The following is a 24,363-nucleotide window of genomic DNA, read 5'->3' as shown; positions in this document are numbered from 1 at the left end:
AAATCCGGGTAGCTAAATTATAATCAAAAGTTACCAAAAACAGCTGGTACTATGCCAATTAGAAACTTCATTTAACTATCCGGTCTTTCTTAAAGGCTTTTAATTGCTAAGTCTGTGGCAAGTACAGCCAGGAGCGCTAAAGCTCTGGGTTGCTTTGTGCCATGGGAAAGCTGCGTTATATTTATTGTTCTCCCAATAGAATTCACCCCGTTTCTCTGGATGATTTCCTATTTCATTCATGGTTTGTGCATCATAAAGCCTACCATTTATCATCGTATAAATAACGGTCTCAGAGTTACGGATATCCTCCAGGGGATTTTCATCTAAAACGATCAGATCGGCAAGCTTTCCTTTTTCCAGGGAACCTATTTCGCTTCCCATGCCTATATATTCAGCCCCGTTAATGGTGGCCGCCTGCAGGGCTTCCATATTGGTCATTCCGCCCATCTTGAGCAACCAAAGTTCCCAGTGAGCTCCAAGTCCCTGTAATTGTCCGTGGGCACCCAGGTTAACTTTAACCCCAATGTCGGTTAGCATTTTAGCAGTTTTTGAAACCAGTACGGGCCCGTTCTCATACTCTTCCTCCGGAAGTTTTGTGCGGTGACGGGAACGGGAATCGACAATATATCTTGGAGTAAAATTAAGTAACCGCTTGTTTTCCCACACGTTATCCTTTTGGTAAAAATAGTACTCTCCGTTGATTCCTCCGTAATTTACAATTAAAGTAGGAGTGTAGCCGGTGCTGCTGTTGCCCCAAAGTGTTTTGATGTCTTTATAAACAGGGGCCACAGGGATGTTATGCTCAATACCTGTATGCCCGTCAACGATCATATTCATATTGTGAAGAAAGGTACTTCCCCCTTCCGGCACCACATTCATGTTTAACTCCTTGGCAGCCTGCATAATTTGCTGGCGTTGTTCCCTGCGTGGCTGATTATAACTTTTTACTGAAGTCGCTCCAAAAGCCTTTGTTCTTCGCAAGGCAGACCGGGCATCCTCCAGGTTGTTGATGACCGCCTTAAAATCACCATCAGCACCATAAAGAATAACTCCGGTGGAATAAATCCTCGGACCTACCATCTGACCAGCTTTGACCATTTCAGCCATGCTGAAAATAGTTTCGCTCAAGGCTGAGGGATCGTGGACTGTAGTAACTCCAAATGCGAGATTGGCGTATAAGGGCCAGTGCTTTTGCGGGGTGAGTCCATACCGGAATGCACCTATATGAGCGTGCGCATCTACAATCCCAGGCATAACTGTTTTGTCGCTTAAATCATATACCTTTGCACTTTTTGGAATAACTACCTGAGAGGCTCTTCCAACGGCAATAATTTTATTGCCCTCAATTAAAATACTACCCTTTTCAATAACATTGTCACCCTCCATGGTGATGATACGTGCATTGGTCAATGCAATCTGCCCGGAAGGAACATCGGTTTTAAGCTTTAGTCCTATTTTTGTGCCTTTTTCCGTTATCGGGGCAATGGAATCAGGTGAATTCTTTAAAAAAGTAAATCTTTCTGAAACCTTGTTGGTGAAATATTGGTCTCCTAGGGTCCAGTGCAGATTTTTACTATCCTCAGACCAGTGAAGGTTAAGTCCGGCATCTTTTGCAATCTGGCTCACCGGTATTGCTTTAGTGTTGTTGTCCAGCTCTACCGGACGCCCGTTCATTGGAAGGGGGGCAACATAAGCCTTGTGCAAATGGGAAAAAACCACCCATTTATTGTCGGGACTTGGAACCAGGCGATTGGCGTACTTTGACTTGATATGCGTGCGCTCCTGGTAACCGTTAAGGTCAATACTCTTTAGGTTTTTCTCAATCCTTCCCATAAGCGCACCGCCGGTTTGAAAAAATACCCGTTTTCCATCAGCACTAAATTGAGGAAAATCTCCAGTGTCGTAAATCTTTTTCAAATTCTCTCCAGATACACCCACAGTGTATATTCCTGGCTCCTTGCTAAAGGTCTGTCCCTGGTCAGAGTTGCCTTTTTCTTTTACAAATACTATGGATTCTCCATTAGGAGAAAAAGATGGATTTCTATAAATTCCTTTCTCTGAAGTTAGCTTTTGTGGATTTCTTCCATTTAAACCAACTTTCATCAAAGCGCCCATTCCCTGGTCTGTCCAGGTTACATAGGCTATTTCTTTTCCATCAGGGGAAAAAGCAGGTTCAAATTCAAATGTTTCGCTTTTAGTGATTCGCTGTGGTTTGCCGTCGGGCAGCTCTTTTTTCCAAAGATGGCCAACGGCACTGAACACTAGCGTTTTTCCGTTAGGGGAAGTCACAGCATGACGAATAACCTTAGCTTCAAATTCTTTAGAAAAGACCTGGTGTTCACTGCGGTGGCTTTCCGCTATTTCAATGGTGTTTTCCACCTCAAAAGGAATGATCTGGCTCTCGAAAGTTTCAATATTTACGCGGTTGAGCTTACCCTGAGCCCAAAATATAATTTCCTTATTGTTGGGCATCCAGGAAAAACCGGGATAGACTCCAAAAATTGCCCAGGCCTCCTGCTGGTCCTTACTGAGCTTATCATAAACTGGCCATTCCTCCCCGGTTTCCAGGTCGTGAATGAATAATACGGATTTGGTCCTGACGCGTTTTACAAAAGCTAATTTTTTTCCGTCAGGTGATACCTGAGGTCTGGCTGCTCCTCCCGGACCTCCGGTAATGGTAGTATTTTCGCCGGTCTCAAAGTCATATCGTTTGATCACATATATTTGCTTGTTGGGATCTTTATTATACTGGAAAGCACCACCGGGATACATGTCTTCACTGTAATAAAGGTATCTGCCGTCGGAAGAAATGCTGGGTTCGTTCACATCCTGTTGGTCATTCTTTCGCTCGGTTAGCTGCAAGCCAGCGTTTCCACCGATATGGTATTGCCACATTTCACCGGCTCCCAGGGATCGTCCCGAGGTAAAATGTTTTCTTGCAATGATTGAATTCCCATCGGCACTCCATTCCCCATTATTCAAAAGCCTGAAATCCTCTTTTGTGAGTTGTTTAGGATTTTCTCCATTGCTACCCATGATCCAGATATTATCACCTCCGGCGGCATCGCTAGTGAACGATATTCTGGAACCATCCGGGCTAAATCTAGGTTGGACTTCATAGGCCATACCACTGCGAAGGATCTTCGCCTTTCCTCCAGAAACCGGCATTGAATAAATATCTCCCAATAGGTCAAACACTATGGTTTTCCCATCCGGGCTCACATCGAGATTCATCCAGGTGCCTTCATCAGTTTGAAGTTGCACTTTTTTGATATTCCAATCGTCTGAATAAGGGTCATTAACATCCCATTTGTCTTTTTCTTCCTGTGAAATCAGGTTCGAGGCGGCCATTAGTAGAAATATGGCCGGAAAGAATTTTTTAAGCATTTTATTTATTTTAGGGGCGCTAAAGATACAGCTTCTTTTTTTTGCTGAAAGAGGATTATGAATGAGCTTCTTAGAAAGGCAAATTACTTAAATCCACGTTTCCCCCTGAGATGATTATCCCTGTTTTCTTTCCCCTGAATTTTTCCTTTTCGCGAAGCAAGGCTGCGAAGGCCACCGCACTCGATGGTTCGACGATAATTTTCATCCGTTCCCATATCAGGCGCATTGCTGAAATAATTTCCTTTTCGTCCACTCTAATGATTTCTGAAACAAACTTTTGAATCAGCGGGAAATTTTTATCTCCTAGGTGGGTTTTCAAGCCATCGGCAATTGTGTTTATGGTCTGATTGGTCTCAATCTTTCCGCTTTTAAGAGATCGGAAAGCGTCATCGACTTCAAAGGGTTCTGTCCCTTTGGTTTTGCAGTTATTTCCGAAATAATTCACCGCAAGAGCAGTGCCGGCAAGTAATCCACCACCGCCCACGGGAGTAAGCATAATTTCAAGTTCGGGTTGTTCTTCCATGAATTCGATCGCTGCTGTACCCTGGCCGTATATTACATCGAGTTGATTGGAGGGATGCAAAAAATTAGCCCCGGTTTCATTCATAATTTTTTCTGCTGTTTGTTCACGGTCTTTCAGGGTAGGGGGGCACATTGTAATTTCTCCGCCATAACCTCTAACCGCAGCTTTTTTCACCTCAGGAGCTGAAGTGGGCATCACGATATAGGCGGGTATGCCCAGACTTTTTGCTGCCAAAGAAACCGCCTGGGCGAAATTTCCTGAAGAATGAGTGACAACCCCTTTTTTTCTGGCTTCTTCCCTTAGGTTTAATATAGCTGCCGTAGCACCGCGCATTTTAAAAGCGCCGCCGCGCTGAAAGTTTTCACATTTGAAAAAAACCTCCGTACCTGCTATTTCGTTTAGCAAATGGGAACTCAATACCGGGGTACGGTGAATAAAAGGCTTAATTTCTTTATGAAGTTTTTCAAATTCTCTTTTGCTGATCATTTTGTGAAATAAGCGATTTAACCCGAATAGGGGTTATTTTTTCATCCTTAAAGTTAAGGGTTCTAATCAAAAACAAAAACTCATCACCAGTGGGCATTATTTCTCTTCCTCAATTGGAATGGCCAAAAAGGGTACTTCAGCCTTCTTGAGTAATTCCAGGGAAACATTTTCCGAAAGAATATTAAAGAGAAAACCGTGTTTGTGGGTGCCAACGATCAATAGATCAGCATGGAGTTTTTTTACTTCTTCGATAATTGTTTGTACGGTGGGACCCTGAATGAGCAAGGCTTCCGATTCGATGTTTTGATCTAAAAAGAGCTTGCTTATAGCCTGGAGCTGTCGATGCTCTTCTCGGAATTCCTCAGCTTTAAGGTCCCTGATATACTGGGGTCCAACCTCGTAACCTGTAAAATCAGGACTAGGTTCAGCCACATGAACGACCCAAACCTTCGATCCAAATTTTTCAGCAATGCTTTCTGCATAACTCATTAAATCTCCTACGGTGTCATTGAAATCAACAGCAACCAAAATGTTTTTAAATGCTTCCATTATTTAATTGTTTAATAACCTTTTTCTTTTTCCACCACATTCTTCAGTGGTTCTTCTTCCATCATTCTTTCATAATTCTCTGCAATTTGGGGTACCACGTAATTGGGATGGGTGACGCTGGCGATATGGGGTGTGATAAATACTTTGGGGTGTTCCCAGAATGGATGATCCTCGGGCAGTGGCTCTTCCCAGAATACATCCAAAGCTGCACCTGAGAGGTGATCCTGATCCAGCATTTCTATAAGATCGAGTTCGACAAGATGCTCTCCCCTGGCAACATTAATCACATACGCTCCTTCAGGAAGTTTTTCAAATAAATCCTTATTTAAAATTTTTTCTGTTTCCTGAGTAAGCGGGAGAAGATTTACAAGTATTTCGGACTTTTTGAGAAAATCCTCCATTTCTTCTTCTCCAGAAAAACTTTCGATATTTTCAATGTCCTTTGGGGTTTTTGAAAATCCGTGGACCTTAAAACCATTTTTCACCAATGTCTTGGCCGTTGTCCGGCCAAGATGACCCAGGCCTAATATGCCCACGTTCATGTCTTTATTTCTCTTATAGGTTATTGGGTTCCAGGTTTTCTCTGCCTGCTGTTTCTGGTAGGATAAGAGGTCACGTTGGTAATTCAGAACAAGGCTTAAAACGAAATTACCCATATCCTCTTCCAACATGTTATCTACCACCTTTGTGATCTGAATATTCTCCGGAAGTTCCGGGTCGGAAGTAATATGATCAACTCCTGCGCCCATAGAAGCAATGACTTTTAGATTCGGATAATTTTTGAAAAGTCCACGCGGATGTTTCCATGAAAGTACAAAGGTTACTTCTTCTTTATCGTGTTCTTCCGGATAAACATAAATATTTAGGCCTGGATGTTGATTTTGAAGGGCTTTTACCCAATTTTCCGGGTCTTTCCCCGGGCTTACAATTAAAAATGACATTGATTCTCTTTTAAAAATGGTTAATATTTTAACTAACAAAGGCACTGTAACCAGTAATGGCACGGCCTACAATTAATGAATTAATTTCCTTGGTTCCTTCATAGCTGTAAATGGCCTCTGCATCGGCCACAAAACGGGCTACGTCATATTCTAATAGAATTCCGTTTCCTCCCATTACTTCCCTGGCCCTGCTGACTACATCCCGGGTTCTCATGCTGCAAAAGACTTTTGCTAATGAAGCGTGTTCATCTGAAAGTATTTCAGCATCTTGCATTTCCGAAAGTCGGAAAACCAGAGTTTGCATAGCGGTAAGGTTAGAAAGCATTTCTACCAGGTGATTTTGAATAAGCTGGTAGGAAGCAATTGGTCTTCCAAATTGTTCCCGTTTTCGGGTGTATTTCAGAGCGCTTTCGTAGGCACCCCGGGCACAGCCTACTGCCTGCCAGGCTACTCCTGCCCGTGTCATCCGAAGCACTTTGGCTGTATCTTTAAAACTGTTGGCATTTTGCAGCCTGTCGCTTTCTGGAATAATGCAATTTTCCAAGGTAATAAGGGCATTCTGCACAATTCGCAGAGCCATTTTATCTTTCATCTTTTCGGCCTTAAAACCAGGATTTTCTTTTCTTACAAGGAATCCTTTTACCTGGTTAGAGTCTTCATCTCGCGCCCAAATGATGATAATATCTGCAAAGGTTGCGTTACCAATCCATTTTTTTTGCCCGTTTAATATCCAGTTTTCACCATCAAATTTACAGGTGGTTTCTAATCCACCAGCCACTCCGGAACCTACATTGGGTTCGGTAAGACCAAATGCTCCGATTTTTTCCAGTTTTTGCATTTTGGGAAGCCATTCCTGCTTTTGTTCCTCACTTCCGCAAAGGTAGATGGATCCCATGGCAAGGCCGCTGTGAACCCCGAAAAACGTAGAGACAGATACATCTACCCGTGCTATTTCCTGAGCAATAATACCTTCCATGAGGAAGGGAAGGTCAGGACAACCGTAACCCTTATATGGGACACCGGTGATATTGAGCTTCTTGAATTTTTCAATGATCTCAAAAGGAAACTTGGCGCGGTTCCAATGATCGTTCACCAGTGGGCGGACCTCATCTTCCATAAAATTTCGGACCCTCATCTGCAACTCGCGTTGTTCCAGAGTTAGTTTAAGATCTAGGTTGTAGAAATCACCATCGATGGGTGGGAGATCACTCTGGCCTTTTTTCTGTTTGGTCTTTAACATTTTCATCAGGCCTTTAAGTTGGCGTTCATCTAGGGCCCCCAATGTTTTCATGGCATCTGAAAGGTCAATTTGTTGGTTGATTTTCGCAAGTTGATCCATGTCGACCGACCTCAGTAGCCTTATGGTGTTACGTACTTTTTTAAAAACGGACATCTAACATGGGATTGGTTGGAAATTAAAATTAGGAATAATTAATTCTGCCCGCTGTTAAAGCTTTCCGAAGAAAACCTAAAAAAGAAGGCCGCGGAAAACGCGGCCTATTGAAATTTATTTTTAGTAAAAAAATTTTAAAGTCCAAAAACTTCCTTGACCTTATCAACATAATCGAGTTTTTCCCATGTGAAAAGTTCAACTTCTTTGGTGATTCTACCATTATACGGGCTTTCAAATACCTTGGTTAGGATTTTCGGCTCTTTTCCCATATGCCCATAAGCCGCCGTTTCGCGGTAGATTGGGTTGCGTAACTTTAATCGTTCTTCGATTGCTGCCGGGCGCATATCGAAGATTTCAGCTACTTTTCTGGCGATTTCTCCATTTTTGAGGTCAACTTTGGATGTTCCGTAGGTATCAACAAAAATGGATGTTGGTTCTACAACCCCAATGGCATAAGAAACCTGGACAAGAATTTCATCAGCTACACCTGCAGCAACTAAATTTTTGGCAATATGCCTGGCAGCATAGGCAGCTGAGCGGTCTACCTTACTAGGGTCTTTGCCAGAGAAAGCCCCACCTCCGTGGGCTCCTTTGCCACCGTAAGTATCTACGATAATCTTTCGCCCCGTCAAGCCCGCATCTCCATGTGGACCACCAATAACAAATTTTCCGGTAGGATTAATATGATAGGTGATATCCTCATTGAACAATTGCTGTACATAATCAGGCAATTGTTCTTTTACTCGCGGAATAAGAATTTCTTTTATATCTTTTTCGATCTTTTTCTGCATCAGCTCATCCTCATCGAATTCATCGTGCTGGGTGGATACGACAATGGAAACTATTTTCTGTGGAATATTATCGTCATTATATTCAATGGTCACCTGGCTTTTGGAGTCGGGACGTAAGTAGGTTATTTCTTTTTCTTCCCGTCTGATTTTTGCTAGTTCAATAAGTATCTTGTGTGAAATATCCAAAGCCAGAGGCATAAAGTTATGGGTCTCATTGGTGGCATAACCAAACATCATCCCCTGGTCGCCGGCACCCTGTTCGTCCTTGTTTCCTCTGTCTACCCCCTGGTAAATCTCCTGGGATTGTTCGTGAATCAGGGAGATTACCCCACAGGAATCCCCGCTGAATTTATAAGCACCTTTAGTATACCCGATATCATTGATAACATCCCGGGCAATGGTTTGCACATCAAGGTAGGTATCGCTACGGACTTCTCCGGCAAGCACGACCTGACCTGTCGTCACCAAAGTTTCACATGCCACTTTGGAGTTTTCATCAAAAGCTAGAAAATTGTCAAGCAGGGTGTCGCTTATCTGGTCGGCGATCTTATCTGGATGTCCTTCAGAAACGCTTTCAGAGGTAAATAAATAAGCCATATTTCTTTAAATATTATAGAATTATGGGCGGAATTTGACTTGAGAAGCTAACAGGAGTAGTATTACTGCTTTAGCATTTTTTAATACACCTGGGTGTATTTAGGGTTGCAATCAGTCAAATCCTTCCCTTTTTGTTATTCAATTACAAATGTATAAAAATAAGTGGGATTCAATATTTATTTTTCAAAGTTTAATTATAAGACTTCTTCTTAGAAGAGCCATTTGATATATATGAAAGAATTTCAGGAAAGCTATGTTTATTTTTGGAATAAAATAATTTTATTTCCTTAAAATAAATTTTTGATAAAAATCAGGATTGGCCTTGGATATTAAAAAAATCTGCCCTTATCTTTGTACCAAGAAAACAACGAAATGTACAAGTTTATTTGCAATATGATGCGTATGATGATGTGGAAAAGCTCCGCAGCGCGCACTATTGCATGAAACTGAAAAGATAATTGCAAGAGCCGCTGCCAACGCAGCGGCTTTTTTTTGTTTAAAGACTAATTATTTCCATAAAACCGGAAATAGGAATTTTCACCTTTAGGATAAGGTTTGGAAAGCAAAAATTAAATCAAAGAATTAATCTCCCTGAGTGATCGGGAAAAAATAATTTAAAATGAGTAATAATCTGTCAATAGGAAAAAACATGATAATGCGTATGATGATGTATATGTGTATGCAGATGAATTGCTATTGCCAGAATCGAATGTAACTTAGTTTGTTTAGAGTTCAATTGAAGCCCCCCTGGTAATAGCAAAACCCGGGGGGCTTTTTTTATTACCATTAATTTTAACTTTAAAAAACTAACAACATGAGTACTCAAAATTTTTCTACCAACGCCCTTCATGCCGGACACGATGTTACTGCTAATGCTGGAACCAGAGCAGTTCCACTTTATCAGTCCACCTCTTACGTTTTTAAGGATTCCCAACACGCGGCCGATCTTTTTTCCCTGGCCGAACCAGGTTTTATTTACACCCGTATCAACAATCCCACTAACGATATTCTGGAACAGCGGCTGGCAGCACTGGAAGGTGGCATCGCGGCGGTAGTTACCGCCTCAGGAACCGCAGCTATCAATACGACTCTTTTAACCTTGTTGAAAGCCGGAGATCATATCGTGGCCTCAAACAGTTTATATGGAGGAACCTATAACCTGTTGAATGTGACCTTGCCGCGTCTGGGAATTACCACCACCTTTGTGGAACCAGGCAATCCGGAAAACTTCAGCAAAGCGGCCAAAGAGAATACCCGGGTTTTCTTTGTGGAATCCCTGGGTAATCCAAAACTGGATGTGCTCGACCTAAAAGCAATCTCAGCGAAAGCCAAAGAATTTAAAGTCCCCTTTATTGTTGATAACACCGTAGCTACTCCCTCATTACTGAAGCCCATAGAACATGGCGCAGATATCGTGATCGAATCCCTTACCAAATATATTAACGGAAATGGCACTGCCCTGGGAGGAGCAATTATCGATGCCGGTAACTTTGACTGGGCCAATGGTAAGTTTCCGGAATTCACTGAGCCTTCTCCAGGGTATCACGGCTTAGTCTACCATGAAGCTTTGAAGGAAGCTGCATTTATTGCTAAGGTACGAATTGAAGGGTTGAGAGATCACGGAGCCGCACTTAGTCCATTTAATGCCTTCCAGATCATTCAGGGACTGGAAACTTTGGAAATACGCATTAAGCAACATAGCGAAAGTGCACTGGAGCTTGCCAAATGGCTTCAGGAACAGCCTATAGTGAAATGGGTGAATTATCCTGGGTTGGAAAGCAGTAAATACTACGAGCTCGCAAAAGAATATCTTCCGAAAGGACAGAGCGGGGTGGTGACCTTTGGTGTTGACGGAGGCTACGAATCAGCAAAAGTGGTGGCCGATGAAACCAAACTATTTTCCCTTTTAGCCAATATTGGGGATACGAAATCTCTTATCATTCATCCTGCCAGTACCACTCACCAGCAACTTAGTGAAGAGCAGCAAGCCACTACAGGAGTAACCCAGGATCTTATACGCCTTTCCGTTGGACTTGAGGATGTGGAAGATTTAAAAAATGATCTAAAGGAAGCTTTTTCAAAAATAGGCAAAAAAGCATTGGTTTAATTATTTGTTGGTTGGAAGGCGATGGGAAAAGCATCCAGGTTAAGACTTTTCCCTCACCGCCTTTCGAAAAAAAAGAAAATATGCTTCAGGAGATCCTTATAGAAAATTTTGAAAATTCTGCCGGAGAGACTCAGAATATTCACCTTTGTTTCCAGCAATTTGGGCAGCCTTTAGAGCTTGCTCCAATAGTATTGGTAAATCACGCTTTAACTGGAAACTCCCAGGTTACCGGTGAAAACGGCTGGTGGAGTGGAATTGTAGGGTCAGGAAAAACCATAGATACCGATCATTATGCAGTGTTAGCTATTAATATTCCGGGTAATGGTTTCAGTGGAAAAAAAGAGGACCTAATAGACAATTATAAAGATTTCAGTTTGAAAGATATTGCCAGGCTACAGGCCTTAGCCCTGGCAGAGCTGGGAATCAATAAACTGTTTGCTATTATTGGGGGGTCTATTGGTGGTGCACTTGCCTGGGAGCTGGCAGCATTGCAACCCGACCTTGCAGAACATATTGTACCTATTGCAACTGATTTTAAAGCTACTGATTGGGTACTTGCAAATTGCAAAGTGCAGGCCCAGATTTTAAACAATTCGGTCTGCCCAGTCAAAGATGCACGGATGCACGCGATGACCTTTTACCGGACTCCACAATCCCTTGCTAAAAAATTTAACCGTTCAAGAGAAGAGGTGCAGGCATGTTACAAGGTGGAAGGCTGGTTGCAATATCACGGGAATAAACTGGAGGAACGTTTTCAGCTGGCTTCCTATAAATTGATGAATCACCTGCTCACTACCATCGATATCAGCAATGGAAAGGGGAATTACCTGGAGGTCGCAAAGAAAATAAAGGGCCACATCCATATAATTACCGTGAATTCAGATTGGTTCTTCCTTGCCGATGAAAACTGGGCAACCTATGTGGATCTTTCCCTGGCAAAACACAATGTGAGTATTCACGAAATAAAATCCATCCACGGGCATGACGCTTTTTTAATTGAAGCCTCTCAACTCAGCCGATTTTTAAAACCAGTATTTAAGACTAACAAAATAAAAAATGAAAACAGTGAACATCATCTTATTTGGAGTAGGTAATGTGGGGGGGACCCTTATAGACCAACTTTTAAAAATAAGAACGAAATGGGTCAAGGAATTTAAACTAAACCTTGAAATTCCAGTAATCGCTAATTCGGAAAAAGCGCTTCTAAGACCAGGAGGCATTAGTGAAACCTGGCAGGAAGACTTTAATCATAAAGCGGTATCCTATCAGTTGGAAAGTATTTTTGAATTCAGTAGAAAGCACCAGCTGGAAAACCCTATAATTATTGATGCTACTGCCAGTAAAGACTTTGTCCTGGAATATCCAAGGCTTGTCCAAAATGGGTTCCATTTAGTTGCCGCCAACAAGCTGGCCAATACCCTGTCCCAAGAATTTTATAATGGATTACGAAAAGAACTCGAAAAACACAACAAACTTTTTTATTATGAGACCAATGTGGGGGCAGGTCTGCCTATAGTGGATACCTTACAAGGGCTGTATCAGGCAGGGGAGAAAGTAACTCGCATTAGGGGTGTATTTTCCGGTTCTTTGAGCTTTATCTTTAATACCTATTCTGAAGGGAATGAAGAATTTTCGGAGGTCTTACAGTTAGCGGATAAACTAGGATATACTGAGCCCGATGCCCGCGAGGATCTCTCTGGTTATGATGTGGGACGAAAGCTCCTTATCCTGGCAAGAGAACTTCAATTGAAAAATGAATTTGAACAAATTAAGATCCAGAGCCTTATTCCAGAAAAGTTAAACGGCCAAAACTCTGCAAAAGATTTTAAGAAAAGAATTTCTGAATTGGATGAAATTTTTGCGACCCATAAGAAAGAACTGGAAGGTAATCATGTTTTACGCTATATAGGTGAAATCGATGTAGAAAATACCAAGTTGGAAGCCAGGTTGATCTCCGAGCCACGAACATCTGCTTTAGGACAGATCAAAGGCGCTGACAATATTTTCGAGATCTATACAGAGTCCTATGCTAGTCAACCCCTGGTGATTCAGGGAGCCGGTGCTGGGGCAGGGGTAACCGCACGCGGTTTGGTCTGGGATGTGCTGAAATTATCCCATAGGCTCAATTAATAATTAAAAATCCAACGAAATGCATTTTGAAACCGAAGCCATCAGAACCCAGACAGAAAGAACCCAATTTCTGGAACATTCCACGCCACTTTACCTTACCTCGAGTTATGTTTTTGAAGATGCCGAGGATATGCGGGCTTCTTTTGCCGAAGAAAAGTCGCGGAATATTTACAGTCGCTTTACCAATCCTAATACCTCTGAATTTGTTGATAAAATTTCAAAAATGGAAGGAGCAGAGGCCGGTTTTGCTTTCTCTACTGGAATGAGTGCAGTATTTTCTACACTGGCGGCTTTGCTCGATAGTGGAGATCATATTATTTCGGCAAGGGCGGTTTTTGGTTCCACACATAGTTTATTTACCAAGTTTTTTCCAAAATGGAATATTACACACAGTTATTTTAGTGTAGGTGAAATAGAAAATCTTGAAAGCCTTATAAGGCCTGAAACAAAGATAATTTTTGCGGAAAGTCCAACTAATCCCGGGGTGGATATCCTGGACCTGGAGTTATTAGGTGAAATAGCCAGAAAACATGATCTTATTTTGATAATTGATAATTGTTTTGCGACACCCTACCTACAAAATCCAATAGCATTTGGTGCTCACCTTGTGATTCATTCAGCCACCAAACTAATTGACGGCCAAGGTCGTGTTTTAGGAGGGGTAACCGTCGGTAATGCAGATTTGATCAGGGAGATCTATTTATTTTCTAGAAATACCGGGCCGGCCTTGTCTCCATTTAATGCCTGGGTCTTGTCTAAGAGTATGGAAACTTTGGCAGTAAGACTTGATCGGCATTGTGAAAACGCTTTAAAGGTTGCTAAATTTTTAGAGAGCCAGCCCAATGCGGCAAAGGTGAAATACCCTTTCCTGGAATCGCATCCTCAATATCATATTGCAAAGAAGCAGATGAAAGCCGGTGGGAATATTGTTTCCTTTGAAATTAAAGGAGGACTGGAAGCCGGTCGGAAGTTTATAAACGCTATCAAACTCTGTTCGAGATCGGCTAACCTAGGAGATACGCGAAGTATCGTTACTCATCCAGCCTCGACTACCCATAGTAAACTTAGTGAAGAAGACAGGTTACAAGCTGGAATCTCTCCTGGATTAGTCAGGATTTCCGTGGGACTTGAACATCCTGATGATGTGATTGCCGATTTGAACCAGGCTTTAAACAAGAAATGAATTGAAGAAAAAAATAAATTAGTAAAAGGTAAGAGGACGAAGTAAAAATTTTATTTAAGTATCTTCGTACTATGCTTTCAAAAAAGACAAAATACGGGATCAAGGCCCTGGCTTATATCGCCACACGTGAAGATCGGAAACCTGTACAAACATCAGAGATTGCCAAAAGTGAAAATATCTCATTGAAATTTCTGGAAAGCATACTTTTAAGTTTGCGAAAAACCGGTTTCTTGGGCTCTAAGAAAGGTAAGGGCGGGGGCTATTATCTCATTAAGGAGCCAGAAGAAATTAAGATGACCTCGGTGATCAGGGTTTTGGAAGGCCCAATAGCCATGGTGCCCTGTGTTAGTCTGAACTATTATGAAAAATGTGAGGATTGTCCCGATGAAGCCACCTGTTCGGTACATGCTCTGATGGTTCAGGTTAGGGATAGTACATTAAATGTTTTAGGTGAAAATACCCTGGCTGATTTGGCAAGGGTAAAGAAATAATGTTAAACGAGTTAATTTAAAGACAAATTAATTGGCATTCCCATTTGGGAAAAGTACTTTTGCTTAATAACCTAGTAAACCTATAGGGTAATAGACTTTATTAAAAGATGATTATGTTATTAAAAACCCGAAAGGCTACAAAGAGCTTTAAGGAGGACTCTTCCGGTGAAAAACCGGTACGCAGTGTTCTCAAAACCATAAGCTGGAGAACCATAGGCACCCTAGATACTATTGGTATCAGTTGGATGTTAACGGGAAAAGTGGAAACTGCCCTGGCCATTGGTTCGGTAGAACTAGTTACTAAAATGGTGCTATACTTTGGTCATGAAAGGCTATGGAATGCCATAAACTTTGGAAAGGAATAATATGAAAAAGCTTAGTGAAAACGAATTAAAAGAACTCAACGAGCAGTTCCGAAAAAGTAATCCCTCCGAAATCATTCGGTGGGCTGTTTCGAATGCAGGAAGGCCAGTAATTACTACTAATTTCCGTCCTTATGAAGCGGTTATTTTACACGCTGTTTCCAGGATAGAGCCAGCCATAAAAGTGATCTGGTGTGATACAGGTTATAATACCCCACAAACCTATAGACATGCCACCGAGGTCATTGAAGAATTAAAGCTAAATGTAAAGCTTTATACCCCCAAGGAAACTGCGGCTTACAGAGATGCTCTTTTTGGAGGTATTCCGGATGTGGATTCCACCCAACACGAAGAATTTACCAGGCAGGTAAAGCTAGAACCCTTTCAAAGGGCGATGGAACAACAAAAACCGGATATATGGTTCACTAATTTGAGGAAAGGCCAAACGGCTTTCCGAGATAGCATAGGAGTATTAAGCTATAGCAAAGATGGAATATTGAAAGTGAGTCCCTTTTATTACTGGAGTGACGAGGAATTGGATACTTACCTTGAGGAAAATGCCTTGCCTAATGAATTTAAATACTTTGATCCTACCAAGGTTTTGTCTAACCGTGAATGTGGATTGCACGCTTAAATTGGAAAAAAATGGAAAAAATTTTAAAACAAAACAGCCTGGAGAGTGAGGCGATCTATATTTTCAGGGAAGTTGTGGCACAGTTTGAAAATCCGGTGCTCTTATTTTCCGGTGGAAAAGATTCCATTACCCTGGTGCGCCTGGCACAAAAGGCTTTTTATCCGGCCAGGATACCTTTTCCCTTACTGCATATTGATACGGGCCATAATTTCCCGGAGACCATTGAATTCAGGGATCGGTTGGTAGATGAATTGGGATTGGAGTTGATTGTAAGAAATGTGCAGGATGATATTGATAATGGCAAAGCAGTCGAGGAGAAAGGAAAGTATTCCAGCCGAAATTCCCTGCAAACCAATACGCTCCTCGATGCCATTGAAGAATTTAAATTTGATGCCTGTATTGGTGGGGCTCGGCGTGATGAGGAAAAGGCGCGTGCCAAAGAAAGAATTTTTTCTGTGAGAAATGATTTTGGAGAATGGGATGAGAAAAATCAGCGGCCGGAAGTTTTCGATATGCTAAATGGGAGAATTGAAATTGGACAAAATGTAAGGGTATTTCCAATTTCTAACTGGACGGAGATTGATGTCTGGAGTTACATTGAATCAGAAGGCATTGAAATACCTTCACTTTATTATGCTCACCAGCGCGAGATCTTTGAACGCGATGGCTTGCTTTGGTCAGCTTCCGATTATGTCTATCGGGAGGAGGATGAAAAAACTGAAAATCGAATGGTCCGTTTCAGGACCGTAGGCGATATGACCTGCACGGCAGCGGTTGAGTCACAAGCCGATTCCATAGAAAAGATTGTTCAGGAAATCAGAGAGTCCAGTATCTCCGAACGTGGAGCCAGGATAGACGATAAGCGATCAGAAGCCGCGATGGAAACTCGTAAACAGCAGGGATATTTTTAATCCTGCGTCTTTGGGGTACCCGAGAGGGCCCAAAGGGGAGATTGAATTTTAAAGTTTAAAAAGAATATTGATGGAAGTTTTAAAAATAGCAACAGCCGGCAGCGTGGATGACGGCAAAAGTACCCTGATTGGAAGGTTATTATACGATACCAGGTCGCTTACCATAGATAAAATTGAAGCCATAGAAAAAGCCAGCAAGCGAAATGGATTGGATTACCTGGATTTTTCACTGGCCACCGATGGTTTAGTAGCTGAACGAGAGCAAGGAATTACCATAGATGTAGCGCATATTTATTTTTCGACAAAAAATAGGAGTTACATCATTGCTGATACTCCGGGACACGTAGAATATACCCGTAATATGGTAACCGGCGCCTCCACTTCTCAAGCTTCGATCATTTTAATTGATGCCCGAAAAGGAGTAATAGAACAAACCTACAGACATTTTTTTATCAATAATCTGCTTCGGGTGAAAGAGGTGATAGTAGCGGTCAATAAAATGGACCTAATCAATTATTCCGAAAAAGTTTTTAATGAGATCGTAGCCGACTTTAAGAACCTTCAGCAAAAAAGCAATTTCAAAGACCAAAAAATTAGCTTTATTCCTGTTTCTGCGCTCTGGGGTGAAAATATCGCTGAAAATTCTTCGGCGATGAGTTGGTACAAAGGAGACACTGTACTTGATCACCTGGAAAAAATTAAAGCTGATGATTTCAAAGCAGAGACGCCAGCTAGATTTGCAGTTCAGACCGTCATTCGGCCAAAGACAAAGGCATTTCATGATTTTCGCGGTTATGCGGGAAAGATTACCGGAAGCAGTCTTAAGGTGGGTGATAAGGTTACGGTACTCCCTTCGCTTACCTCTTCTACCATTAAAGACATTTATTTTTTCGAGGAAAAATTTGAAGAGGCCCCTGCAGGAAGTGCCGTTACTATTACTTTAACGGATGAGATCAATGTCGGGAGGGGGGATATGCTGGTCAAAACTAGTGAGCTACCCCAGCAGACACGGGAATTAAAGGCCACGGTTTGTTGGATGGACGGTACTTCTTTGATCCCTGGTACAAAATATATATTGCAGCATAACACCAATGATGTGCTTGCCAAGGTGGCTAAGATAGAAGGCCGCATTTCTACCAGTTATGAAGGTTTAACCGAGGTGGATTCCCTAAGCTTAAACGAAATCGGAGAGGTAGCCCTAAAACTAAGTAAACCTGTCTTCGCTGATAAATTCGAGGAACATCAGGAAAACGGAAGATTTATCCTAATAGATACCCAAACCAATACCACAGCAGGAGTTGGTTTTGTGAAGAATTAAAATTATGAAGAATTACAGACTACATTTTATGTGGATGATGTGTATGCGTAGGCCGCCTACCTAAAAGTATTTTTTATAAACGCAACTATAAAAAGTCCTTTTAGGTATACCCAAAAAGGGCTTTTTTATTTCCGGTCTTCCGGAAAAACCGATTAAAACCTAATTGCCACAAGGCACAAAAATTAAGATTATGCAAAGTTTTAGAACCGAAATTGAGAATCCAGTAGTCGAACAGGATATCCTGGATTTGGAGAAAAAAATACGTTTGTTTCGAGAGGGAAAAGCGGATGAAGAAAAATTCAGAAGTCTTCGATTGGCCCGTGGGGTTTACGGACAGCGACAGGCGGGAGTTCAAATGGTTCGCATAAAACTGCCTTTTGGAAAAGTAACTTCAGAACAGTTACATCGAATTGCGGAGGTCTCTGATGAATATTCAACGGGGAGGCTACATATTACCACCAGGCAGGATGTACAAATTCATCATGTAAGCCTGGATCGTACTCCTGAGCTTTGGGCCCAGTTAGAGAGAGATGATATTACCCTTAGAGAGGCCTGCGGAAATACGGTGCGAAATGTAACTGCGTCTCCCACGGCAGGGATTGATACCCAAGAACCCTTTGATGTGTCCCCCTATGCAGAAGCCACCTTTAATTTCTTTTTACGTAATCCAATTTGTCAGGAAATGGGGCGTAAATTTAAGATTTCCTTCTCATCTTCTGAAGAAGATACGGCGCTAAGTTACATTCACGATTTGGGCTTTATAGCAAAAATTAAAAACGGAAAACGGGGGTTTAAGGTAATGCTGGGTGGAGGTCTAGGCTCTCAACCCCGCCATGCCGATGAGCTGTATGATTTTATTGAAGCCGAAAAAATCATCGGATTAACCGAAGGGGTGTTGCGAGTTTTCGATCGGTATGGTGAAAGAAAAAAAAGGATGAAAGCCAGGATGAAATATTTAATCAAAGATATTGGGAAAGAGTCTTTTATGGAACTGGTGGAACAACAGCAAACGGCACTTTCCCAAGTTTCTCCGGCATTTGAGGTTGCTAAATTTGAAGTGGCACCTAGACTCCAGGAAGTTGACGTGCCAGCGGTAAAGATCGAAGATCAAAAAGCTTATGAAACCTGGAAAAGCACCAATGTTATTCCACAGAAACAAGAAGGACTTTATGCCATTGGTATTCGGGTGCCACTGGGTGATTTTTATACCGGTGCGGCCCGAAACCTTGCAGATCTTATAAAAACCTATGCAGGCAATGAGTTGAGGTTCACCTTGAGACAGGACATCTTAATTCGTCATGTCCGTGAGACTTTTTTACCGTTTTTCTATTTAGAATTAAAGAAAATTGGATTAGCTCAAACAGGTTATAATAAAACTTTGGATATCACCGCCTGTCCTGGAACTGATACCTGTAACCTGGGTATTGCCAGTAGCACGGGTATTGCAGATGTACTGGAAGATGTGTTAAAGGATGAGTATCCGCAGTTTACCAATGGAAAGGATATCACTATTAAGATCAGTGGTTGCATGAATGCCTGTGGACAGCATAATATGGCGGAAATCGGATTCCAGGGCATGTCGATAAGAATCGGGAAAAGCGTAGCTCCTGCACTTCAGGTTTTACTGGGAGGCGGTACACTGGGGAATGGAAAAGGACGTTTTGCGGACAAAGTAGTTAAAATACCCAGCAAACGAGGACCACAGGCTTTACGATTATTACTCGATGATTTTGAGACTCATTCATTTCCAGAGGAAAAATTTAGGGAGTATTATGACCGACAGGGTAAAACTTACTTTTATGACCTGTTGAAAGACCTAGCCGATACATCCAGTCTTACAGAGAATGAGTTTGTAGATTGGGGGCATGATAAGCCTTATATTAAGGCAGTCGGGGTAGGTGAGTGTGCTGGGGTAGTTATCGATTTGATCGCCACTCTATTATTTGAGAGTGAGGAAAAGATAGATAATGCTAAAAGCGCAATGGAAAGAAAGGCCTGGGCAGATAGTATTTATCATAGTTATACCTCGATTGTCAATTCGGCTAAGGCGATATTGCTTTCCGATCAGGTAAAGACCAATACTCAGGCCGGAATTATTTCCCAGTTTGATGAACTCTTTGTGGAAACCGGGAAAATCGAGCTACCATCTTCCTTTAAAGAATTTGCGTATCAATTGAACGAAAATAAACCCAGCGAGGCCTTTGCCCATAAATATTTGGAGGATGCCCAATTATTTTTGAGAAGGGTTGATGCCTATAGAACTAAGGAGGTACAAAATGTTTAGTAATCCAAAACTAAGTGTTGTGGGTGCCGGTCCCGGAGACCCCGAGCTCATTACAGTTAAAGCTTTAAATGCTTTAAAAGACGCTAAAGTAGTCTTATTTGATGCTTTGATAAATCGTGAATTATTAGGCTACGCGCCAGAGGCAGTTCATGTTTTTGTAGGAAAACGCAAGGATAAACACCGTTATTCCCAGGATGAGATCAATGAACTTATTGTCAAATTTGCCTTAGAATGCGGACATGTTGTACGTCTGAAAGGCGGTGATCCTTTTATTTTCGGAAGGGGATCAGAGGAGGTGAGATACGCTCATAGCAAAGGTATTGAAACTGCGGTAATACCTGGGATTTCATCTTCCATGGCTGTGCCAGCAAATGTGGGAATCCCTTTAACTCAACGAGGAACTTCAGAGAGTTTTTGGGTAATTACAGGTACCACCAGCCAGAAAGAATTATCCGAAGACGTACGTCTGGCAGCTCAGTCTACTGCTACGGTAGTAATCCTCATGGGCATGGGAAAACTAGCCGAGATCGTTAAAATATTCCGTGAAAACGGGAAGGCTCAGACTCCGGTAGCCATTATTCAGAACGGAACCACGGCCAATGAAAGATCGGGTATAGGTAGGATTCAGACCATTGAAAAAATAGTTAAAGAAAAATGCTTAACTGCTCCTTCCATTATTGTCATTGGAGAAGTGGTTAGAGAAAGCAGAAGCCTGCAAGCTGTTTATCAAGTTATTGAGGAAGATGCTCAAGGTGGTTCTACCTAAACGAATATAGCTATGGAAGAAAAAAACGAATTATATCCGGTTTTTTTAAAAGTAAATCATCTTAAGATTTTGGTAGTTGGAGGGGGAAATGTGGGATATGAGAAATTGCATTTCCTTTTTAAATCCAGCCCGCATGCCAATGTAGAAGTTGTGGCTAAATGGTTTTCACCGGAAACCAAGGCGCTGGCTGAACAACACGGAGCTAAACTTAAGAAGAAACGCTATAGAAAGACATACCTAAGAAAGAAACACATGGTAATTGCGGCAACCAATGACGAAAAATTGAATCAGCGAATTCACCGGGATGCCAAAAGCCGTTATTTACTGGCCAATATTGCCGACACCCCTAACCTCTGTGATTTTTATATGGGGGGTATCGTAACAAAGGGACAGGTTAAAATAGCCATTTCCACAAATGGGAAATCCCCAACCACCGCCAAACGACTGCGGGAGTTTTTTGAGGAGGTGATTCCGGAGAGCATTAATAAAATGGTGGAAAACCTTAATGAATACCGCAGCAGTATAAAGGGGGATTTTGAAACTAAAGTTGAACAAATGAATACAATAACCGAATCATTAAAAGTTAAAAACAAGAGTGATGATTAAAACAGATATCCTGATCATAGGAGCCGGTCCTACCGGTTTATTTACCGTTTTTGAAGCGGGATTATTAAAAATGAAAACGCATCTGATCGATGCCTTACCACAACCGGGCGGACAATGTTCTGAGATCTACCCCAAAAAACCCATTTACGACATCCCGGCCTTTCCTGAAATATTAGCTGGAGATCTGGTGAAGAATCTAATGGAACAGATCAAACCTTTTGAGCCGGGATTTACACTGGGCGAAAGGGCCGAAGGCATAGAGAAGCTGGAGGATGGAAGTTTTATTGTCACTACCAATAAGGGCACCAGACACCACGCACCAGTAGTGGCTATTGCCGGAGGTCTTGGTTCCTTTGAACCCCGGAAACCCCCCATAGCCAATATCGCAGCCTTTGAAGATAAGGGAGTATCGTACTTTATTAAGGACCCTGAAGTTTATCGCGACAAAAGAGTAGTCATTGCCGGTGGAGGCGACTCTGCTTTGGACTGGGCAATCTATCTTGCTGATGTGGCTTCTGAGGTTGCCCTGGTGCATCGCCGGGCAGAATTTCGGGGAGCTTTGGATTCAGTGGAAAGAGTCTCAGAATTGGCAAAACTCGGAAAGATTGAAATGATCACCAATGCAGAAGTGGTTGGTATAAAAGGCAAAGAGAAATTAGAGCAAGTTGTGATTCGACATAAGGATGAAGCCAGGGGAGAAGAATTCAGGGAAGTGGATGACTTCATTCCTCTTTTCGGCCTTTCTCCTAAACTCGGTCCGATTGGTAACTGGGGACTTGAAATTGAAAAAAATGCCATAAAAGTTGATAATTCCTATGATTATCAAACCAATATTCCTGGTATTTATGCCATCGGTGATGTCAATACCTATAAAGGAAAATTAAAACTCATACTTTCCGGCTTCCATGAAGCAGCGATTATGTGTCAAAGTGCATACCACCGAATTTATCCAGATAAAAAGTATGTGCTTAAATATACCACTGTCGGCGGGGTTACTGGTTTTGATGGGAGTAAAAAAGAGGCCAAAAAAGAAGTAGTGCAGAGTATTGAGGTATAAAAGAAATTCCACCTTTCCTTGACCAGGGAAAGGTGGCTTAATTGATTGAGTTCTTTTTATTTTACCAACTAAAATTCCATCAAAAGCTTTCAAAAGAAAAAGTTAGCGGCGCTTTATGATATATTTTTTCTGAAGATAACGGCTTTTTTCTAAATTTGCTCCAAAATTGGCTACCATGAAAATTCATTTAAAACGCATAAACAAGGAATACCGTTTTGAAACCACTAATGAACGGGGGGATGTCGTCTACCTGGATAATAAATCGGTAGAAAACCCACAAGGTGCCAGTCCGATGGATTTATTGTTGCGTGGTCTTGCAGGTTGCAGTAGTATAGACGTTGTGATGATCCTTAAGAAACAAAAAGTGGAGCTCGACGATCTTGAAGTGGAGGTCGAAGGTTTTAGGGAAGAAGGAGCTATTCCGAATGTCTTTAAAGGGATTCATTTGCATTTTATCCTACAAGGTGATGCTCCAGCTGCTAAAGTCATAAGAGCAGTAGAGCTTTCCATGGAAAAATATTGCTCAGTTTCAAAGATGTTGGAGAAGGCCGCCGAAATCACCTATTCTATTAGCTTAAACGGGGAAAAGATAAAATAGGCTTAAAAAGATTTCATTTCTTTGGAAATAGATTAGTTATAACCGATATTTGTCCGTTCAAGTTCATTAATTAATATCGTTATCAAGAAAGGTTGAGGGAATAGACCCGATGAAACCTTAGCAACCCTCCTGTAATGGGAGAAGGTGCTACATTCTACTTCGCCTAAGCGAAGATAGATAACAAGAGACTCTCTTCCTGCTTCTTTTTTTGATAGTGATTTATTACCATACCATGTCAAAATTAGAAGAACAAATCAAACATAAAATTTTAATCCTGGATGGTGCTATGGGCACAATGTTGCAGGAGTATAAATTCACCGAACAGGATTTTCGGGGCAGTCGTTTTGCCCACTGGGAGGTGCCTTTGCAGGGGAATAACGATCTTTTGTCTTTAACCCAGCCAGAAGCTATTGCGGAAATTCATCGAAAATATTTTGAAGCTGGTGCTGATATTGTGGAGACCAATACTTTTTCTGGTACTTCCATAGCAATGGCCGATTATAAGATGGAGGATCTGGTGTATGAGATGAATTTCCAATCAGCCCGTATTGCTAAAAAGGTAGCCGAAGAAATGACTGCTGAGCAACCGGATAAACCCCGCTTTGTGGCTGGTGCCATGGGACCAACCAATAAGACTGCTAGTATGTCTCCGGATGTTAACGATCCCGGATTCAGGGCAATTTCTTTTGAGGAACTAAGGGTGGCTTATAAGCAACAGGCCAGAGCTTTAATTGATGGAGGTGTTGATGTTCTACTTATAGAAACAGTTTTTGATACCCTTAATGCTAAAGCAGCACTTTTTGCCATAGATGAACTGAAGGAAGAACTCCCTTCGGACATTCCGGTGATGGTAAGTGGTACGATTACTGATGCCTCGGGGAGAACCCTTTCAGGTCAAACGGCTGAGGCTTTTTTGATTTCTGTTTCCCATATACCCCTTTTAAGTATCGGGTTTAACTGTGCTTTAGGGGCAAAACAACTCACTCCTCACCTCGAAGTTTTAAACCGATATACGGATTCAGGAGTATCAGCATACCCTAATGCAGGTTTGCCGAATGCCTTTGGGGAATATGATCAGGATGCGGAAGAAATGGCAAACCAAATCAGGGAATATTTAGAAAAGGGACTTGTCAATATTCTGGGAGGGTGCTGTGGTACTACGCCAGAACATATAAGGGCGATAGCCCAGGTGGCTAAGGGATACAAGCCCAGATCTATAGAGAGATCAAAAAATCCGATAAGCAATTAA

Annotated in this window: 21 protein-coding genes and 1 riboswitch; of the genes, 15 read left to right on the top strand and 6 right to left on the bottom strand. The window is 41.9% G+C overall.

Annotation, left to right across the window (positions count from 1 at the left end; all coding sequences use genetic code 11):
• Positions 1–99 precede the first annotated feature (99 nt).
• The 6 genes from ACW6NC_RS06130 to metK form a co-directional block, all read right to left on the bottom strand.
• The gene (locus tag ACW6NC_RS06130; RefSeq protein ID WP_457864407.1) at positions 100–3,387 is read right to left on the bottom strand and encodes an amidohydrolase family protein; all 3,288 of its coding nucleotides are present in this window, start codon (positions 3,385–3,387) and stop codon (positions 100–102) included.
• Between the two features lie 70 nt (positions 3,388–3,457).
• Entirely contained in the window at positions 3,458–4,396 is a 939-nt protein-coding gene (locus tag ACW6NC_RS06125) for a pyridoxal-phosphate dependent enzyme (RefSeq protein WP_457864405.1), read from the bottom strand.
• A 96-nt stretch (positions 4,397–4,492) separates the two neighbouring features.
• The gene (locus ACW6NC_RS06120; RefSeq protein WP_457864403.1) at positions 4,493–4,945 is read right to left on the bottom strand and encodes a universal stress protein; all 453 of its coding nucleotides are present in this window, start codon (positions 4,943–4,945) and stop codon (positions 4,493–4,495) included.
• Between the two features lie 11 nt (positions 4,946–4,956).
• Positions 4,957–5,886, bottom strand: coding sequence for a 2-hydroxyacid dehydrogenase (locus ACW6NC_RS06115; RefSeq protein ID WP_457864401.1), 930 nt, complete (start codon positions 5,884–5,886; stop codon positions 4,957–4,959).
• 28 nt (positions 5,887–5,914) lie between these two features.
• Positions 5,915–7,279: an acyl-CoA dehydrogenase family protein gene (locus ACW6NC_RS06110; protein WP_457864399.1), complete on the bottom strand. Its 1,365-nt coding sequence runs from the start codon at positions 7,277–7,279 to the stop codon at positions 5,915–5,917.
• Positions 7,280–7,413: 134 nt separating this feature from the next.
• A complete protein-coding gene (gene metK / locus ACW6NC_RS06105) occupies positions 7,414–8,667 on the bottom strand; it encodes a methionine adenosyltransferase (RefSeq protein ID WP_457864397.1) in 1,254 nt (417 codons plus the stop codon).
• A gap of 814 nt (positions 8,668–9,481) precedes the next feature.
• Between metK and ACW6NC_RS06100 the strand changes: the two genes are divergently transcribed.
• From ACW6NC_RS06100 to ACW6NC_RS06030, 15 genes are all read left to right on the top strand, one after another.
• A complete protein-coding gene (locus tag ACW6NC_RS06100; protein WP_457864395.1) occupies positions 9,482–10,774 on the top strand; it encodes an O-acetylhomoserine aminocarboxypropyltransferase/cysteine synthase family protein in 1,293 nt (430 codons plus the stop codon).
• An 80-nt stretch (positions 10,775–10,854) separates the two neighbouring features.
• The gene (locus ACW6NC_RS06095; RefSeq protein WP_457864394.1) at positions 10,855–11,868 is read left to right on the top strand and encodes an alpha/beta fold hydrolase; all 1,014 of its coding nucleotides are present in this window, start codon (positions 10,855–10,857) and stop codon (positions 11,866–11,868) included.
• Entirely contained in the window at positions 11,831–12,904 is a 1,074-nt protein-coding gene (locus ACW6NC_RS06090; RefSeq protein WP_457864392.1) for an aspartate kinase, read from the top strand. Before ACW6NC_RS06095 ends, ACW6NC_RS06090 begins: the two co-directional genes overlap by 38 nt.
• A gap of 19 nt (positions 12,905–12,923) precedes the next feature.
• Positions 12,924–14,087 (top strand): trans-sulfuration enzyme family protein, encoded by a 1,164-nt coding sequence (locus tag ACW6NC_RS06085; RefSeq protein ID WP_457864391.1) that lies wholly within the window; start codon positions 12,924–12,926, stop codon positions 14,085–14,087.
• 71 nt (positions 14,088–14,158) lie between these two features.
• Positions 14,159–14,578 (top strand): RrF2 family transcriptional regulator, encoded by a 420-nt coding sequence (locus ACW6NC_RS06080; RefSeq protein WP_457864389.1) that lies wholly within the window; start codon positions 14,159–14,161, stop codon positions 14,576–14,578.
• Between the two features lie 107 nt (positions 14,579–14,685).
• The gene (locus ACW6NC_RS06075; protein ID WP_457864388.1) at positions 14,686–14,943 is read left to right on the top strand and encodes a DUF2061 domain-containing protein; all 258 of its coding nucleotides are present in this window, start codon (positions 14,686–14,688) and stop codon (positions 14,941–14,943) included.
• A 1-nt stretch (position 14,944) separates the two neighbouring features.
• Positions 14,945–15,574 (top strand): phosphoadenosine phosphosulfate reductase domain-containing protein, encoded by a 630-nt coding sequence (locus tag ACW6NC_RS06070; RefSeq protein ID WP_457864386.1) that lies wholly within the window; start codon positions 14,945–14,947, stop codon positions 15,572–15,574.
• Between the two features lie 11 nt (positions 15,575–15,585).
• On the top strand, positions 15,586–16,485 hold the full coding sequence (gene cysD / locus ACW6NC_RS06065; RefSeq protein WP_457864384.1) for a sulfate adenylyltransferase subunit CysD: 900 nt from the start codon (positions 15,586–15,588) through the stop codon (positions 16,483–16,485).
• Positions 16,486–16,555: 70 nt separating this feature from the next.
• Complete coding sequence (locus ACW6NC_RS06060; protein ID WP_457864382.1) at positions 16,556–17,803, top strand: sulfate adenylyltransferase subunit 1; 1,248 nt, start codon at positions 16,556–16,558, stop codon at positions 17,801–17,803.
• A gap of 190 nt (positions 17,804–17,993) precedes the next feature.
• The gene (locus ACW6NC_RS06055) at positions 17,994–20,087 is read left to right on the top strand and encodes a HEPN domain-containing protein (protein ID WP_457864380.1); all 2,094 of its coding nucleotides are present in this window, start codon (positions 17,994–17,996) and stop codon (positions 20,085–20,087) included.
• Complete coding sequence (cobA, locus tag ACW6NC_RS06050; protein ID WP_457864379.1) at positions 20,080–20,853, top strand: uroporphyrinogen-III C-methyltransferase; 774 nt, start codon at positions 20,080–20,082, stop codon at positions 20,851–20,853. Before ACW6NC_RS06055 ends, cobA begins: the two co-directional genes overlap by 8 nt.
• Positions 20,854–20,865: 12 nt before the next feature.
• Positions 20,866–21,459, top strand: coding sequence for a precorrin-2 dehydrogenase/sirohydrochlorin ferrochelatase family protein (locus ACW6NC_RS06045; protein WP_457864378.1), 594 nt, complete (start codon positions 20,866–20,868; stop codon positions 21,457–21,459).
• Positions 21,452–22,516, top strand: coding sequence for an NAD(P)/FAD-dependent oxidoreductase (locus tag ACW6NC_RS06040; RefSeq protein WP_457864376.1), 1,065 nt, complete (start codon positions 21,452–21,454; stop codon positions 22,514–22,516). The genes ACW6NC_RS06045 and ACW6NC_RS06040 overlap by 8 nt, the downstream gene beginning before the upstream one ends.
• A 175-nt stretch (positions 22,517–22,691) precedes the next feature.
• Positions 22,692–23,114: an OsmC family protein gene (locus ACW6NC_RS06035; protein WP_457864374.1), complete on the top strand. Its 423-nt coding sequence runs from the start codon at positions 22,692–22,694 to the stop codon at positions 23,112–23,114.
• A gap of 76 nt (positions 23,115–23,190) precedes the next feature.
• Positions 23,191–23,298, top strand: a riboswitch (SAM riboswitch).
• 48 nt (positions 23,299–23,346) lie between these two features.
• The gene (locus ACW6NC_RS06030; RefSeq protein ID WP_457864372.1) at positions 23,347–24,363 is read left to right on the top strand and encodes a homocysteine S-methyltransferase family protein; all 1,017 of its coding nucleotides are present in this window, start codon (positions 23,347–23,349) and stop codon (positions 24,361–24,363) included.

It is taken from the genome of Salegentibacter profundi, from assembly GCF_054121475.1.
The sequence above is the reverse complement of the archived record's forward strand: the minus strand, read 5'-3'. Positions and strand labels throughout refer to the sequence as shown.

Excerpts from the sequence above, each read along its gene's own strand:
- ACW6NC_RS06130 (WP_457864407.1), bottom strand. The coding sequence starts at position 3,387 with ATGCTTAAAAAATTCTTTCCGGCCATATTTCTACTAATGGCCGCCTCG.
- ACW6NC_RS06125 (WP_457864405.1), bottom strand. The coding sequence starts at position 4,396 with ATGATCAGCAAAAGAGAATTTGAAAAACTTCATAAAGAAATTAAGCCT.
- ACW6NC_RS06120 (WP_457864403.1), bottom strand. The coding sequence starts at position 4,945 with ATGGAAGCATTTAAAAACATTTTGGTTGCTGTTGATTTCAATGACACC.
- ACW6NC_RS06115 (WP_457864401.1), bottom strand. The coding sequence starts at position 5,886 with ATGTCATTTTTAATTGTAAGCCCGGGGAAAGACCCGGAAAATTGGGTA.
- ACW6NC_RS06110 (WP_457864399.1), bottom strand. The coding sequence starts at position 7,279 with ATGTCCGTTTTTAAAAAAGTACGTAACACCATAAGGCTACTGAGGTCG.
- metK (WP_457864397.1), bottom strand. The coding sequence starts at position 8,667 with ATGGCTTATTTATTTACCTCTGAAAGCGTTTCTGAAGGACATCCAGAT.
- ACW6NC_RS06100 (WP_457864395.1), top strand. The coding sequence starts at position 9,482 with ATGAGTACTCAAAATTTTTCTACCAACGCCCTTCATGCCGGACACGAT.
- ACW6NC_RS06095 (WP_457864394.1), top strand. The coding sequence starts at position 10,855 with ATGCTTCAGGAGATCCTTATAGAAAATTTTGAAAATTCTGCCGGAGAG.
- ACW6NC_RS06090 (WP_457864392.1), top strand. The coding sequence starts at position 11,831 with ATGAAAACAGTGAACATCATCTTATTTGGAGTAGGTAATGTGGGGGGG.
- ACW6NC_RS06085 (WP_457864391.1), top strand. The coding sequence starts at position 12,924 with ATGCATTTTGAAACCGAAGCCATCAGAACCCAGACAGAAAGAACCCAA.
- ACW6NC_RS06080 (WP_457864389.1), top strand. The coding sequence starts at position 14,159 with ATGCTTTCAAAAAAGACAAAATACGGGATCAAGGCCCTGGCTTATATC.
- ACW6NC_RS06075 (WP_457864388.1), top strand. The coding sequence starts at position 14,686 with ATGATTATGTTATTAAAAACCCGAAAGGCTACAAAGAGCTTTAAGGAG.
- ACW6NC_RS06070 (WP_457864386.1), top strand. The coding sequence starts at position 14,945 with ATGAAAAAGCTTAGTGAAAACGAATTAAAAGAACTCAACGAGCAGTTC.
- cysD (WP_457864384.1), top strand. The coding sequence starts at position 15,586 with ATGGAAAAAATTTTAAAACAAAACAGCCTGGAGAGTGAGGCGATCTAT.
- ACW6NC_RS06060 (WP_457864382.1), top strand. The coding sequence starts at position 16,556 with ATGGAAGTTTTAAAAATAGCAACAGCCGGCAGCGTGGATGACGGCAAA.
- ACW6NC_RS06055 (WP_457864380.1), top strand. The coding sequence starts at position 17,994 with ATGCAAAGTTTTAGAACCGAAATTGAGAATCCAGTAGTCGAACAGGAT.
- cobA (WP_457864379.1), top strand. The coding sequence starts at position 20,080 with ATGTTTAGTAATCCAAAACTAAGTGTTGTGGGTGCCGGTCCCGGAGAC.
- ACW6NC_RS06045 (WP_457864378.1), top strand. The coding sequence starts at position 20,866 with ATGGAAGAAAAAAACGAATTATATCCGGTTTTTTTAAAAGTAAATCAT.
- ACW6NC_RS06040 (WP_457864376.1), top strand. The coding sequence starts at position 21,452 with ATGATTAAAACAGATATCCTGATCATAGGAGCCGGTCCTACCGGTTTA.
- ACW6NC_RS06035 (WP_457864374.1), top strand. The coding sequence starts at position 22,692 with ATGAAAATTCATTTAAAACGCATAAACAAGGAATACCGTTTTGAAACC.
- ACW6NC_RS06030 (WP_457864372.1), top strand. The coding sequence starts at position 23,347 with ATGTCAAAATTAGAAGAACAAATCAAACATAAAATTTTAATCCTGGAT.